Raw genomic sequence first — 12,863 nt, forward strand, 5'->3', positions numbered from 1 at the left:
CTTAACGGAGCTGGTTGCCGATCACGCTGATGATCGTCTGCGCGATCTGCGAGTTGTCGACGTTACCCTTCTCGTCGAGCACCTGCACGCGGGTCTGGCTGTCGCCGCGGCCTTGCACGTTCACGCTGTACTTCTTCGCCTTCTTGCTGTCCTGCACTTCCTTCGCATGGAACAGGCTGTAGAAGAAGCCATTGTCCTTCGCCAGCGATGCCGGATCGACATAGCTCACGAAATACAGGCCCTTGGCGCGATCGCGATCGTCCACGGTGAAGTTACCGCGGTCGAGCGCAACGCCCACGCGACGCCATGCGCGATCGAACGGCTCGTTGATGTCGAGATAAGCGGAGTCAGCCGTCTTCACGACCTGGCTCGCCGGCGCGCCCGATTTGGCGTTGTCGACTTGCGCCTTCGCCTGTTCGGTCTGTGCGCCGAAACGCTGCATCATCTTCGTCAGGAAGATCGCCTCGAGACCCGGATCATTCGGCGCCGGTTCCCACTTGGTCGTGTCCTTCTGCGAGTTCGTGAACACTTCCACCATGCGGCGGTGCGTGATGTACACGTCCGTGCCGCCGTTCGGATCACGTTCCACACGGGTGCGGAAGCGATCGCGCTCGCCGGTCGAATACAGGCCGTCGAGCACCTTGCCGAGCAGGTCGCGGATGATGTCCTGATTGAGCTTGGCGCGGTTCTCGGCCCAGTCCGTTTCCATCACGCCGGTGTCCGGCGAATCGATGGTCAGCACAAAACCGTTTTCTTGCCAGAATTCACGCAGCGTCGGCCACAGATCGGCCGGTGCCTTCTGAATCACCAACCAGCGCTGGTTGCCGTCGCGCACGACCTTCATGCCCGGCACGTCGGGCAGCACGGTGTCGTTCGCATTCGGATTGGCGGCAACGACCTTCTGCTGCGTTTCGTAGTTCGACAGCGTAGCGGTACCGGCCGGCGACACGTACTTGCGGTCGTTGGCCTGAACATTCGTCAGATCCGGCGGAACGTCGAGCGAGGGGCCGACCTTGGAGCTCTTGTAATCCACCTTATCCGAGGACAGGGCGCTGGAGAGCGAACTGCAACCGGCAACGAGGGCCAACGAGGCGATAGCGGCCCATGCCAGCACGGGACGAGCTACGGAAATACTGACGATTCGTTTCATGAGTCGCAAAAAAAGGGGTGGGCAATCGATCCCGGGAGCCACAATGAAAAACTTAAACGACAGCGATATTCGCCGCCTTCAGGGCACTCAGCACCGTTTCCTGATACGCCTGCGCGAGCGGCGTGAGCGGCAGGCGAATGCCCGACGCGATCATACCCATCTTTTGCAGTGCCCATTTCACGGGGATTGGATTGGCTTCGACGAACATTGCACGGTGCAGTTCGAACAACGCGAATTGCAGTTCTCGTGCCTTGGCCACGTTGCCGGCCAGCGCAGCGACGCACAACTCGTGCATTGCACGCGGTGCCACGTTGGCGGTGACCGAGATATTACCCTGACCGCCCATCAGCATGAGCGCTACGGCCGTCAGGTCGTCGCCGCTATACACGGCGAAGCTCTTCGGGGCGCGCCGGATCAGGTCGATACCACGATCCAGGTTGCCCGTGGCGTCTTTCACGCCAACGATGCCGGGCACTTGTGCCAGACGCAGCAACGTATCGTTGCTGGCATCCGCCACGGTACGGCCGGGCACATTATAGAGGATGACCGGAAGCTCGACGGCTTCGGCAATGGCCTTGAAATGCTGGTACTGGCCTTCCTGCGTCGGCTTGTTGTAGTACGGCACGACTTGCAGCGAAGCATCGGCACCCACTGACTTCGCGTGCTTGGTCAGTTCGATGGCTTCGGCCGTCGAGTTGCCGCCCGTGCCGGCGATCACCGGCACTTTACGGCCGCGCGACTGCCCGGCTTCGGCCGTTTGCTGCACGGCGATTTCAATCAGTTCGCAATGCTCTTCGACGTTGACCGTCGGCGATTCGCCCGACGTGCCGACGATGACGATACCGTCGGTACCTTCGTCGACATGCCAGTTGATCAGGTTGCGCAGCGCTTCGCGGTCAAGGCTGCCGTCTTCGGCCATCGGCGTGACGATCGCGACGATACTGCCTTGAATCGGTGTTTGGGTAGTCATGGTTTATCGAACAATTCAGCGATAAGGGTGGATTGTAGCGGATTACGCCGCCGCCTCGTACAGCGCGGCAGTCCCGGGGTTTTCCCCGGGGGTCGCGCGCGTCGCGCACAAACGCTGCACGCAGGCCGCACGAGGTGCTGCGAGCGCGACATCTTCATAGGCCGCCACGCGCAGATTCGCCGCGCGAGCCACTTCCAGCAACTCGCCGGGCGCCAATAAAAACAAGGGATTGGACGGCTTCCCGAACCTTTCGTTTCCCTGCGCAAATGTTTCGTACAGCAGCACCCCGCCGGGGGCCACACACGCCGCAATACGGGCAAGTAACGGACGGTACAGATAATTCGTGACGATGACGACGTCGAAGACGGCCTCGTCCGGCAATGGCCACGCCGCACCTTCGAGATCGGCCTGCAATGCGGTGACGCCGGGCAAGGTCGCCAATGTGGCAAGCGCATCGGCATCGCGATCGATGGCGCTCACTTGCGCCCCGAGTCCTGCGAGCCAGCGCGTGTGACGGCCATAACCGCAAGCGAGGTCGAGCGCACGCGCGCCGGGCCGGACAAGATGCGCCCAACGCGCGACCCACGCCGACGGTGCGCCGGTACCGTGCGGTGCGGTCTCACTCACCGCCGCGCCGTCGATACCGATGCCGGAGACTGGCGTCGCCGTCATGAATATTGCAGTCCCATCGCTTCGCGCACGTCGCGCATGACTTCCTGCGCAGAACGGCGCGCCTTCTCGCAGCCATCGGCGACGATGGCGCGCAGCAACGACGGATCGTCCATGTACTTCTGCGCGCGCTCCAGCATCGGCTGCTGCTCGCGCAGAATGCCTTCGATGACCGGTTGCTTGCATTCGATACAGCCGATGCCGGCACTACGGCACCCCTTCTGCACCCAGTCGCGCGTGTCGTCATCGGTGTAGACCTGATGCAGTTGCCACACCGGGCATTTATCCGGATCGCCCGGATCGGTGCGTCGCACACGCGCCGGATCGGTCGGCATGGTGCGCACCTTCTTCGTGATCGATTCCGCGTCTTCGCGCAGGCCGATCGTGTTGTTGTACGACTTCGACATCTTCTGGCCATCGAGCCCCGGCATGCGCGAAGCCGGCGTGAGCAGCGCCTGCGGCTCGACCAGAATCAGCTTGCGGGCGCCTTCGAGATAGCCGAAGAGCCGTTCACGGTCACCCATCGACAGCGACTGCGATTCGGAGAGCATCGCGCGCGCCTGTTCCAGCGCCTCGTCGTCGCCCTGCTCCTGATACGCCGTACGCAGTTCGAGATACAACTTCGAGCGCTTGCCGCCGAGCTTGCGTGCAGCCGACAGCGCCTTCTCTTCGAAGCCCGTTTCGCGACCGTACAGATAGTTGAAGCGTCGCGCGATTTCGCGCGTCATCTCGACGTGCGGCACCTGATCTTCCCCTACCGGCACGTGCAGCGCGCGGTACAGCAGAATGTCGGCCGCCATCAGCACCGGATAGCCGAGAAAACCGTACGTCGACAGGTCTTTCTCGCGCAGTTTCTCGATCTGTTCCTTGTACGTCGGCACGCGCTCGAGCCAGCCCAGCGGCGTGCTCATGCCGATCAGCAGCGCGAGTTCCGCGTGCTCGGGCACCTTGCTCTGAATGAACAACGTGGCCTGATTCGGATCGATACCGGCGGCAAGCCAGTCGATCAGCACGTCCCACACGTTCTGCTCGATGACTTCGGGGGTTTCGTAATGCGTGGTGAGCGCGTGCCAGTCGACCACACAGAAATAGCACGGGTACTCGGACTGGAGCTGAATCCAGTTCTTGAGCACACCGTGATAGTGGCCGAGGTGCAGGCGACCGGTCGGTCGCATGCCGGAGAAAACGCGTTCGGGGTACATAGGGTCCGGTGTTGTTTTGTGGTGCTTTTTGTGGGTGAATCTGTGTCTTTCGGGATCGTCAGGAAATCAGCGACAGCAACGGCGTCAGCATCCATACGATGAGGTCGCGGCCCCATTGAATGAGCGGCCAGAGCCACACACGGCCCAGCACACCACTCACCACGAGCGCCATCACGATGAAGAAGCCGAACGGCTCGAGGCGCGAGAGCGTGTAAGCCGCACGCGCCGGCAGCAGCGAGACGAGCACGCGCCCGCCATCGAGCGGCGGAATCGGGAACAGATTGAACATGCACATGACGAGGTTCACCAGCAACCCGGCCTGCGCCATCATCATGAAGAACGGTTCATGCACACCAGCGATCTGCAAGCCCACGCCGAAGAGTGCCCACAAAATCGCCTGAGCAAAGTTGCACAGCGGGCCGGCCAGCGCCACCCAGATGGTATCGACGCGCGGGTTACGCAAACTGCCGAACGCCACCGGTACCGGTTTGGCGTAACCGAACAGGAACGCACCGCTCGTCATGAAATAGAGCGCGAGCGGCACGAGAATGGTGCCGATCGGGTCGATGTGCTTGATGGGATTGAGCGTCACGCGCCCCATCAGAAAGGCCGTAGGGTCGCCGAAATACTTCGCGACATAGCCATGGGCCGCCTCATGCAACGTAATCGCAAAGAGGACGGGGAGCGCGTAGACCGCAATGGTCTGGATCAGGTCGGCATTCATAGCCGGCTATTGTAGCAAGCCAGCCCGCGCGCCAGTATTACGGGATATTGCGCAATCCCGGCCACCGAGGGGTTGCCCGGCCCGATCAGGACAGCCCGAACGGCACCAGCGAGCCGCGGCCCCGACGGATGACCTCGGGCGGCGTGACCGTCAGATCGACCACGGTCGACGGCTCTTTCGGACAAGCCCCGCCGTCGATCACGAGATCGAGCTGCTTTTCGAGCCGCTCACGAATCTCCTCGGGGTCGTTCAGCGGCTCGGTTTCATCTGGCAGGATCAGGGTCGTGGCGAGCAGCGGCTGGCCGAGCTCTTCGAGCAATGCCAGCGTGATGGCGTGATCCGGCACGCGCAGGCCGATGGTCTTTCGCGACGGATGCGACAACCGGCGCGGCACCTCTTTCGTGGCCTCGAGAATGAACACGTAGGGCCCCGGCGTCGTGGCCTTGATCAGCCGGAACTGACGGTTGTCCACCATCGCAAACTCGGCGAGTTCAGACAGGTCACGCACGAGCAGCGAGAGCATTTGCTTCTCGTCGAGTCCGCGAATGCGGCGCAGGCGATCGACAGCGCTCTTGTCGTCGATGTGACAGGCAATTGCGTAGCTCGAATCGGTAGGCAACGCCACGATGCCGCCCTTGTCGATGATCTGGACGGCCTGCTTGATGAGACGTGACTGCGGGTTTTCCGGATGGATCTGGAAGAATTGCGACATAGCGTCGTAAATTTACTGCCAGCGGCTCCAGACGGGAACGAGATCGTCCGGCAACGGTGGCAGCTTGCCGAGAAGCGCTCGGCTCTCGGTCGGTCCATGGAAATCCGAGCCGCGCGAGGCCAGAAAGCCATACTGACGCGCAACCTCGGCGTACTCGCGATACTGATCCGGCGTGTGACTGCCGGTGACGACTTCGATGCCTTCGCCGCCCAGTTCGCGAAACTGATCGAACAGTGCGCCAAACTCAAGCGGCGTGAATTTGTAGCGCCCCGGGTGCGCCACGACGGCAATGCCGCCGGCACCGACAATCCACTTCACCGAGTCCTGCAAGGTAGCCCAGCGGTGCGGCACATAACCCGGCCGCCCCTCGGCGAGATAACGGGAGAAGACGTCGGACACCGACGCACACTTGCCGATTTCCACCAGATAACGCGCGAAGTGCGTGCGCGAAATCAGGTCGGGGTTGCCGACGAAGCGCAGCGCGCCCTCATACGCATCGGGAATCCCGGCAACGGCCAGTTGTTCGCTCATCAGCTTCGCGCGATCGGCGCGCCCGCCACGCGTTGCGGCCAGCCCGGCCACCAGCGCGGCATTCTCGGGATCGATGTTCAGGCCGACGATATGGACGGTGCGATTGGCCCACGTAATCGAAATTTCCACGCCACTGACGTAACGCATGCCCAGCGCTTCGGCCGCAGCCCTCGCCTCGCGTTGACCGCCGATTTCATCGTGATCCGTGAGCGCCCACAGGTCGACCCCGGCATCGGCCGCGACTTGCGCCACTTCAGACGGCGAGAGCGTGCCGTCCGACACTTTGGAATGACAATGAAGATCTGCGTTGAACATGATGTGCCGCCAGGCGATGACGCGTCATTCGCGCCGGAATCCGGCGCATGACGTCGTATGACGTGTTCATTCTACCGCTCAAGTGGACGCGATGCGAGTTGCCATGTGGTTTTGGAGGCACGGTACGGCGCGTGCGCAACGGCTCGCCAGACGGGCTGGCAACGCGTTTTCACCGTTGCGGGTCAAGCCGACGTCACTCGCGGCAGAAGTCGTCGATCAACTTCGCCACCGCTTCCGGCTGATCGTGATGGAGCATGTGCCCGGCATCGTCGACGAAAGCCTCGGTCAGATTCGGAAACACCTCGAATCGCTCACGGAAAACCGCCTTGCCCTGCGCCCCGACGAAGTGGCGCAACACCTCGGAATCGGTGGCCTCCACATGCAATACCGGCGCGCTGACATTGCCCCACACCGCCATCGCTTCATCCAGACGATAGGGATAGGGGTTCGTCATCTTGTGCGCAGCATCGGCCAGCAAATGCCATTGCCCGTCGCGCGCCTGACGTGCCCAACGCTGCGCCAGCCACTCGGCGCGTGCCGGCAACAATCTCGGGTTGGTCTTGCGCAGGCGCTCGGCCACGTCGGCGTGCGTTGCATACGGGCGCAATGTCGGTGGATTTTGCAGATCGTCCAGCCAGCGGCCCAGTTGTCGAATCGCTGCCAGCGGCTGCGACGGCGGCAAACCGAAACCCTCCAGATTCACGAGGCGGCGCACACGTGCCGGACGCACCCCCGCGTACAGGCATGCCACGTTGCCGCCCATGCTGTGACCGATCAGGTTGATGGCCTCACCCGGTTCGGCATACACGTCGATCAACGTTTCAAGATCGCCGAGATAGTCGGGAAACCAGTAGCTGCCGCTGCGGCCGTCAGCGACCGGCCAATCGGTCAGGCCGAAACCCCGCCAGTCCGGCGCGAGCAGATGCCAGCGCTGCGCCAGCGACTCCGCCACAAACTGGAACGAGGCTGACACGTCCATCCAGCCATGCAACAGGAACAACTTCGGTGCGCCGGGCGTCCCCCATTGCCGAACATGGTGGCGCAGGCCGCGCACGGTGAGAAACTCGGATCGCGAATCGGTCATGACGCCGCCAGATAGTGAAGATCGAAACAATTAGGAGAAGTCGAGTATATCGGCATCAAAAACAGGACGGCGCCTCACCCGCCCGCTTGCAACGCGGCCAATTCGTCGTCGTCGAAACCCGCGGCGCGGCGCGCTTCGAGATTGAAGGGACCGCGCAGGCGCGGCGCACCGTATTGCGCGGCCAGCCGGGCGTAGGTCTCGACGGGCTCGCAACCGGCGCGCTCGCAACCCCAGCGATACCAGCGGTTGCCAATGGCCACGTGACCGATCTCGTCGCGCAGGATGATGTCGAGAATCGCCGCGCCGGCCTTGTCGCCCGCGCTCGCCAGCTTGGCCCGAATCGGCGGGCTGGCGTCCAGCCCCCGGGCCTCCAACGTGCGCGGCACCAACGCCAGGCGTGCGAGCCAGTCGCCCGACGTCTTGCGCGCCATCACCCACAGGCCGTCGTGTGCGGGGAAACATCCGTAGCAGTAATCGTCGCCCAGTGTCGTCAGATGTTCGGCCAGCAACGAGAAGTGATAGGCCTCTTCGGCGGCAACCAGCATCCAGTCGTCGTAGTACGCATTTGGCAGGCCATCGAAGCGCCACAAGGCGTCCAGCGCCAGATTGATCGCATTGAACTCGATATGCGTGAGCGCGTGCAGCAGGGCCGCGCGGCCCGCCACGGTCGTCACGGCGCGGTGCTCCAGCTCGCGCGGCGAGACGAGACGGGGCTCGGCCGGCCGCCCCGGGATGCCGGGCTCATCGACGCCATCATGATCACCCGCCGCGCCCGATGCGCCGGATGCGTTGGATTCCTCGGCGCCGTCCGGCATCGCGCTCAACTGGCGCGCGGGCTGCCAGATCGCGTTCCCGGCGAGCACTGCCTCTCGCAGGGCGATCACGCCCGCCGCCTTCACGAACGGATCGCATTGCCGCAGCAGCGCCAGCGCCCGCTCGCGGGCACACGTTGGCTCGCCAGACATGGTGAGGGCTTGGGCAGACGCGGACGAATCAGGCGTATTGACGCGGGCGGCACTGTCACCGCCGGGCGCAGGAGTGAAATCGGGCATGACGTTACAATAGCAATTTCGTCGATTTTAACCGCGAACCAAAGCCGCCATGCCGATCTATAAACTTGGAGACAAGACCCCGCAGATCCACGAAAGTGCTTTCGTGGCAGACACCGCAACGATCATCGGCGAGGTGGTCCTTGCCGAGAACAGCAGCGTCTGGCCCGGGGTTGCCATTCGCGGCGATAACGAACCGATTCGCGTGGGCGTCGGTACCAATGTGCAGGAAGGTGCCGTCCTGCACGCCGACCCGGGTTTCCCGCTGACGCTGGCGCAAGGCGTGAGCATCGGCCATCAGGCGATGCTGCACGGCTGCACGGTGGGCGAGAATTCGCTGATCGGCATCCAGGCCGTGCTGCTCAATGGCGCGGTCATCGGCCGCGACAGTCTGGTCGGCGCCGGTGCGCTGGTGACCGAGCGCAAGACGTTTCCGGACCGCTCGCTGATCCTTGGCGTCCCCGCCAAGGTGGTGCGCGAGCTGACCGATGAAGAAGTGGCCAATCTCAAGCGCAACGCCGATACGTATGCGTCGCGCCGTCAGGTGTTCAAGGAACAACTGGTGCGCATCGGCTAAGCAGGTGAAGGGAGGGCGTTGCATGCGCCGGCGGGCCCGGTGCATAGGCACCCTCGAGAATGGGCTAAATGGGCTAAATCGGCCCAAAACCGGCAAAACCGGTCAAAACAGGCCCCAGTGTTGAAAATGCGGCGCGTGCCCCCAGATATTGCAGCATCCACGTCAACCGCCGGCCCTGCGCGCGCCTTTCTGAGGCACGATTCGCCGGCGTTGCCGCATTTTTCAGGAATTCGACCGTGTCCGATCAGCTTCAAAAATTCATGTTCGACGCCGCGCCCGTGCGAGGCGAATACGTCAGCCTCGACACCACTTGGCGTGCCGTGCTCGAACGTCACAACTACCCGGCACCGGTCCGGCATCTGCTTGGCGAAATGATGGCCGCTGCCGCCCTGTTCACCGCGAACATCAAGTTCGACGGCGCGCTCGTTCTGCAACTGCACGGTGACGGCCCGGTCAGCATGATCGTGGTCGAGTGCAATGCCGATTTCACGATGCGTGCCACCGCCAAGTACAGCGGCGATATTCCGGACGACGCCTCGCTCAAGGCGATGGTCAACGTGAATGGCCGCGCCCGCTTTGCGATCACGCTCGACCCGCGCGTCAAGCAACCGGGTCAGCAACCCTATCAGGGCGTGGTGGCGCTGTCCGACGAGCATGGCCCGCTGCCCGATATGGCCTCGGTACTCGAACACTACATGCACCACTCGGAACAGCTCGATACGCGCCTGTGGCTGGCGAGCGACGATACCCGCACCGTGGGCGTCCTGCTGCAAAAGCTGCCGGGACACGGCGGCACGGCGGGTAGCGGCGCGGAACGTGCGCCGGAGATCGACGAGGACACGTGGAACCGTGTCTGCCAACTGGGCAATACGCTCAAGCGCGATGAAATGCTCTCGACGGACCGCGAAACGCTGCTGCACCGCCTCTTCTGGGAAGAGACCGTGCGTGTGTTCGATCCGCAAACCGTCTCGTTTCGTTGCACTTGCTCGCACGAGCGCGTGGCCAACATGCTGCGAACGCTCGGCGAAGCCGAAGTGATGAGCGTGTTCGACGAACGCCCCAATGTGGAAGTAGCCTGCGAGTTCTGCCGTCAGACCTATCACTTCGACAAGGTGGACGCGGCGCAACTGTTCTCGGAGCAGCCGCACTCGGCGCCTTCGCAGCATCATTGAAGTCGACATGACCCGACCGCAGCCCGCCTCCCCCGCCCGCCTCTCGCGGCGTCGATCACCGCTTCGATCACCGATTCAACGGATGGTCGGCGCGGCGGGTGCGTGCCTGCTGACGCTGGTGGCGGGCTGCGCGCAATGGCAACTGCCGCCGCCGGACGCCCCTTCCGCCCGCTTGCCGGAATCGCAGCCGGCGCAGGCCGCAGCCGCGTTGACGGCCGAGCAGCAGCAAGACCTGACGCGCCTGAACAAACGCATCTACGACGAGCAGGAACGTACGATCGAGCGCGAGCGCCTTCAGCGCGCCATCGACGATGCGATGCGCAGCTACGCGAGCAACGCCTACTTTTACAGTGGCTGGGGCGGGCCGGGATGGTACGGACCCGGGTGGTACGGACCGGGCGGTTACGGCCCCGGGTGGTACGGGCCACGCACGACGGTTGGGGTCGGGTTCGGCTTTTGACGTCCCGGCAAACACAATAAAAAAAGACGCTCATTTGAGCGTCTTTTTCATTCAACGTACGACTTCCGTGCCACCGATCCTGCCAGCAGCAGTAGCAGCGATCAGTGATGCTGCGCCTTCTTGCCCTTGGCCTGCGAGGCAGGCGCTGCGGGCGGCGTATTGCCCACGGTCTTGTGAGCAGGTTCGTTCGACGACACGAGGGGCGCGTCGGCGCCCGAGGCGGCTTGCGGGCCGCTACTGCCGTCGGGTGCGACGAATTGCACGAACACCTCGCCGTCCTTGACCATCCCCAGCTCGAAACGAGCGCGTTCCTCGATCGCCGACGTGCCTTCCTGCAAATCCTGCACTTCGCCGGCAAGACGATCGTTACGTTCTTTCAACTGCTCGTTCTTCTGCTGTTCGGCGCTCAGTTGGTCGCGCAGTTCGTGCACATACAACCAACCACCGTGGCCGAACCAGAGCGGATACTGAATGACTGCCAACAGCAGCACCAGTACCAAGGTCACCATTCGCATGCTTTCGCCTGGCAGGAAATCCGGGAACGGGGCCCCGAGCGGACTCGGGGCTCACTTCCCGGGAATCGGAATTAGCGCAGATTGTAGAACGTTTCCTTGCCCGGGTACGTCGCGATATCGCCGAGATCTTCCTCGATGCGAAGCAGCTGGTTGTACTTGGCGATACGGTCGCTACGCGAGAGCGAACCGGTCTTGATCTGACCGGCGTTGGTGCCCACGGCGATATCGGCGATCGTCGAATCTTCGGTTTCACCCGAGCGATGCGACACCACGGCCGTGTAACCGGCGCGCTTGGCCATCTCGATCGCGGCGAACGTCTCGGTCAGCGTACCGATCTGGTTGATCTTGATCAGGATCGAGTTGGCGACGCCTTGCTCGATGCCTTGCTTCAGGATCTTGGTGTTGGTCACGAACAGATCGTCACCGACCAGTTGCACCTTCTTGCCCAGCTTGTCGGTCAGGATCTTCCAGCCGGCCCAGTCGTCTTCCGACATGCCGTCTTCGATCGACACGATCGGGAACTTGTCGCACAGCGCGGCCAGATAATCGGCGAACTCTTCCGACGTGAGCGACAGGCCTTCGCCGGCCAGCTCGTACTTACCGTTCTTGAAGAACTCGGTCGATGCGCAGTCCAGCGCCAGCACGACGTCGTCGCCCAGACGGTAACCGGCCTTCTCAACGGCTTCCTCAATGGTCTTGAGGCACTCTTCGTTCGACGCGAAGTTCGGCGCGAAGCCACCTTCGTCGCCCACGGCCGTGCTCATGCCCTTGTCGGCGATGATCTTCTTGAGTGCGTGGAAAATTTCGGCGCCGCAACGCAGGGCTTCACGGAAGCTGGTCTGGCTGACCGGCATCACCATGAATTCCTGGATATCCAGGCTGTTGTTGGCGTGCGCACCGCCGTTGACGATGTTCATCATCGGCACCGGCATTTGCATCGCGCCCGAACCGCCGAAGTAGCGATACAGCGGCAGGCCGGCTTCTTCAGCGGCGGCCTTGGCCACGGCCATCGACACGGCCAGCATGGCGTTCGCGCCGAGGCGCGACTTGTTGTCCGTGCCGTCCAGCTCGATCAGGGTCTTGTCCAGGAAGGCCTGTTCGGCGGCGTCCAGACCCATGATGGCTTCCGAAATCTCGGTGTTGATGTGCTCGACAGCTTTCTGCACACCCTTGCCAAGATAGCGGCTGCTATCGCCGTCACGCAGCTCGATGGCTTCGCGCGAACCGGTCGATGCGCCCGACGGCACCGCTGCGCGGCCCATCACACCCGACTCCAGCAGCACGTCGCACTCGACCGTCGGGTTGCCACGCGAATCCAGCACTTCGCGCCCGATGATATCTACGATTGCACTCATGAATTCCTCAATATCTGAAAGACAAAACGCTAAAGGGAACCTGCATCGCGCCGCAGCCCGTCAAGCCAACCCCACGCCGGGCGCGAACAAGCGCGCCGAATCCTGACGTAGGCACCGATGCCGCGCTCGCGCGCGCACCGGCAAGGCATTACATAAACGGGGGAACAACGGCGCCTCGAAATGAGGCACGGCGGCCTGTGGGGTGACATCGATGTCGTCGGTGCGCTCGGCGTACGGCACGCTGGCATCTCCTTGGGGCTCGCCCCGCGGCGGGCACTTTGTCCCGCTGCGCGACAAGCTTAACGACTCGACGCCAGGCTGCCAAGGCGTCGCACCGCTATACCCGTCCTGTGGGCGTACTGATAGTGCCCCCAGGAC

At 63.1% G+C, this 12,863-nt stretch carries 14 protein-coding genes; 3 read left to right on the forward strand and 11 right to left on the reverse strand.

Going from position 1 to position 12,863, the window contains the following annotated elements; genetic code table 11:
• Position 1: 1 nt before the first annotated feature.
• From bamC to CDV44_RS11815, 9 genes are all read right to left on the reverse strand, one after another.
• Positions 2 to 1,150 (reverse strand): outer membrane protein assembly factor BamC, encoded by a 1,149-nt coding sequence (gene bamC / locus CDV44_RS11775; RefSeq protein WP_087688206.1) that lies wholly within the window; start codon positions 1,148 to 1,150, stop codon positions 2 to 4.
• Positions 1,151 to 1,202: 52 nt separating this feature from the next.
• Complete coding sequence (gene dapA / locus CDV44_RS11780; protein WP_087688207.1) at positions 1,203 to 2,120, reverse strand: 4-hydroxy-tetrahydrodipicolinate synthase; 918 nt, start codon at positions 2,118 to 2,120, stop codon at positions 1,203 to 1,205.
• Positions 2,121 to 2,162: 42 nt separating this feature from the next.
• Complete coding sequence (locus tag CDV44_RS11785) at positions 2,163 to 2,792, reverse strand: bifunctional 2-polyprenyl-6-hydroxyphenol methylase/3-demethylubiquinol 3-O-methyltransferase UbiG (protein ID WP_087688208.1); 630 nt, start codon at positions 2,790 to 2,792, stop codon at positions 2,163 to 2,165.
• The gene (locus CDV44_RS11790) at positions 2,789 to 3,991 is read right to left on the reverse strand and encodes a tryptophan--tRNA ligase (RefSeq protein ID WP_087688209.1); all 1,203 of its coding nucleotides are present in this window, start codon (positions 3,989 to 3,991) and stop codon (positions 2,789 to 2,791) included. Before CDV44_RS11790 ends, CDV44_RS11785 begins: the two co-directional genes overlap by 4 nt.
• A gap of 58 nt (positions 3,992 to 4,049) precedes the next feature.
• Positions 4,050 to 4,715 (reverse strand): site-2 protease family protein, encoded by a 666-nt coding sequence (locus tag CDV44_RS11795; RefSeq protein WP_087688210.1) that lies wholly within the window; start codon positions 4,713 to 4,715, stop codon positions 4,050 to 4,052.
• 85 nt (positions 4,716 to 4,800) lie between these two features.
• Entirely contained in the window at positions 4,801 to 5,427 is a 627-nt protein-coding gene (locus CDV44_RS11800) for an L-threonylcarbamoyladenylate synthase (RefSeq protein WP_087688211.1), read from the reverse strand.
• Between the two features lie 12 nt (positions 5,428 to 5,439).
• Complete coding sequence (locus CDV44_RS11805; protein WP_087688212.1) at positions 5,440 to 6,273, reverse strand: 3',5'-nucleoside bisphosphate phosphatase; 834 nt, start codon at positions 6,271 to 6,273, stop codon at positions 5,440 to 5,442.
• Between the two features lie 193 nt (positions 6,274 to 6,466).
• Positions 6,467 to 7,357 carry an alpha/beta fold hydrolase gene (locus CDV44_RS11810; protein WP_087688213.1) on the reverse strand — a complete coding sequence of 297 codons (891 nt, stop codon included), beginning with the start codon at positions 7,355 to 7,357 and terminating at the stop codon, positions 6,467 to 6,469.
• 74 nt (positions 7,358 to 7,431) lie between these two features.
• Entirely contained in the window at positions 7,432 to 8,409 is a 978-nt protein-coding gene (locus CDV44_RS11815) for a ferritin-like domain-containing protein (protein ID WP_371328752.1), read from the reverse strand.
• A 49-nt stretch (positions 8,410 to 8,458) separates the two neighbouring features.
• On the opposite strand from CDV44_RS11815, the gene CDV44_RS11820 reads away from it, so the two are divergent.
• The 3 genes from CDV44_RS11820 (at position 8,459) to CDV44_RS11830 (ending at position 10,615) form a co-directional block, all read left to right on the forward strand.
• Entirely contained in the window at positions 8,459 to 8,983 is a 525-nt protein-coding gene (locus tag CDV44_RS11820) for a gamma carbonic anhydrase family protein (protein ID WP_058379389.1), read from the forward strand.
• Between the two features lie 236 nt (positions 8,984 to 9,219).
• A complete protein-coding gene (gene hslO / locus CDV44_RS11825; protein ID WP_087688214.1) occupies positions 9,220 to 10,155 on the forward strand; it encodes an Hsp33 family molecular chaperone HslO in 936 nt (311 codons plus the stop codon).
• 7 nt (positions 10,156 to 10,162) lie between these two features.
• Positions 10,163 to 10,615 carry a hypothetical protein gene (locus CDV44_RS11830; RefSeq protein WP_140413359.1) on the forward strand — a complete coding sequence of 151 codons (453 nt, stop codon included), beginning with the start codon at positions 10,163 to 10,165 and terminating at the stop codon, positions 10,613 to 10,615.
• Between the two features lie 101 nt (positions 10,616 to 10,716).
• Here the strand turns inward: CDV44_RS11830 and ftsB are convergent, their stop codons facing one another.
• The gene (ftsB, locus tag CDV44_RS11835; protein ID WP_087688216.1) at positions 10,717 to 11,130 is read right to left on the reverse strand and encodes a cell division protein FtsB; all 414 of its coding nucleotides are present in this window, start codon (positions 11,128 to 11,130) and stop codon (positions 10,717 to 10,719) included.
• Between the two features lie 71 nt (positions 11,131 to 11,201).
• Positions 11,202 to 12,485 carry a phosphopyruvate hydratase gene (gene eno, locus CDV44_RS11840; protein ID WP_058379392.1) on the reverse strand — a complete coding sequence of 428 codons (1,284 nt, stop codon included), beginning with the start codon at positions 12,483 to 12,485 and terminating at the stop codon, positions 11,202 to 11,204.
• Positions 12,486 to 12,863: the final 378 nt, after the last annotated feature.

Source organism: Pandoraea sp. PE-S2R-1 (genome assembly GCF_002179865.1).
In the GTDB taxonomy this organism is placed as follows: Bacteria; Pseudomonadota; Gammaproteobacteria; order Burkholderiales; family Burkholderiaceae; genus Pandoraea.

Coding starts and splice junctions, on each gene's coding strand:
- bamC (WP_087688206.1), bottom strand. CDS start 1,150: ATGAAACGAATCGTCAGTATTTCCGTAGCTCGTCCCGTGCTGGCATGG.
- dapA (WP_087688207.1), bottom strand. CDS start 2,120: ATGACTACCCAAACACCGATTCAAGGCAGTATCGTCGCGATCGTCACG.
- CDV44_RS11785 (WP_087688208.1), bottom strand. CDS start 2,792: ATGACGGCGACGCCAGTCTCCGGCATCGGTATCGACGGCGCGGCGGTG.
- CDV44_RS11790 (WP_087688209.1), bottom strand. CDS start 3,991: ATGTACCCCGAACGCGTTTTCTCCGGCATGCGACCGACCGGTCGCCTG.
- CDV44_RS11795 (WP_087688210.1), bottom strand. CDS start 4,715: ATGAATGCCGACCTGATCCAGACCATTGCGGTCTACGCGCTCCCCGTC.
- CDV44_RS11800 (WP_087688211.1), bottom strand. CDS start 5,427: ATGTCGCAATTCTTCCAGATCCATCCGGAAAACCCGCAGTCACGTCTC.
- CDV44_RS11805 (WP_087688212.1), bottom strand. CDS start 6,273: ATGTTCAACGCAGATCTTCATTGTCATTCCAAAGTGTCGGACGGCACG.
- CDV44_RS11810 (WP_087688213.1), bottom strand. CDS start 7,357: ATGACCGATTCGCGATCCGAGTTTCTCACCGTGCGCGGCCTGCGCCAC.
- CDV44_RS11815 (WP_371328752.1), bottom strand. CDS start 8,409: ATGCCCGATTTCACTCCTGCGCCCGGCGGTGACAGTGCCGCCCGCGTC.
- CDV44_RS11820 (WP_058379389.1), top strand. CDS start 8,459: ATGCCGATCTATAAACTTGGAGACAAGACCCCGCAGATCCACGAAAGT.
- CDV44_RS11830 (WP_140413359.1), top strand. CDS start 10,163: ATGACCCGACCGCAGCCCGCCTCCCCCGCCCGCCTCTCGCGGCGTCGA.
- ftsB (WP_087688216.1), bottom strand. CDS start 11,130: ATGCGAATGGTGACCTTGGTACTGGTGCTGCTGTTGGCAGTCATTCAG.
- eno (WP_058379392.1), bottom strand. CDS start 12,485: ATGAGTGCAATCGTAGATATCATCGGGCGCGAAGTGCTGGATTCGCGT.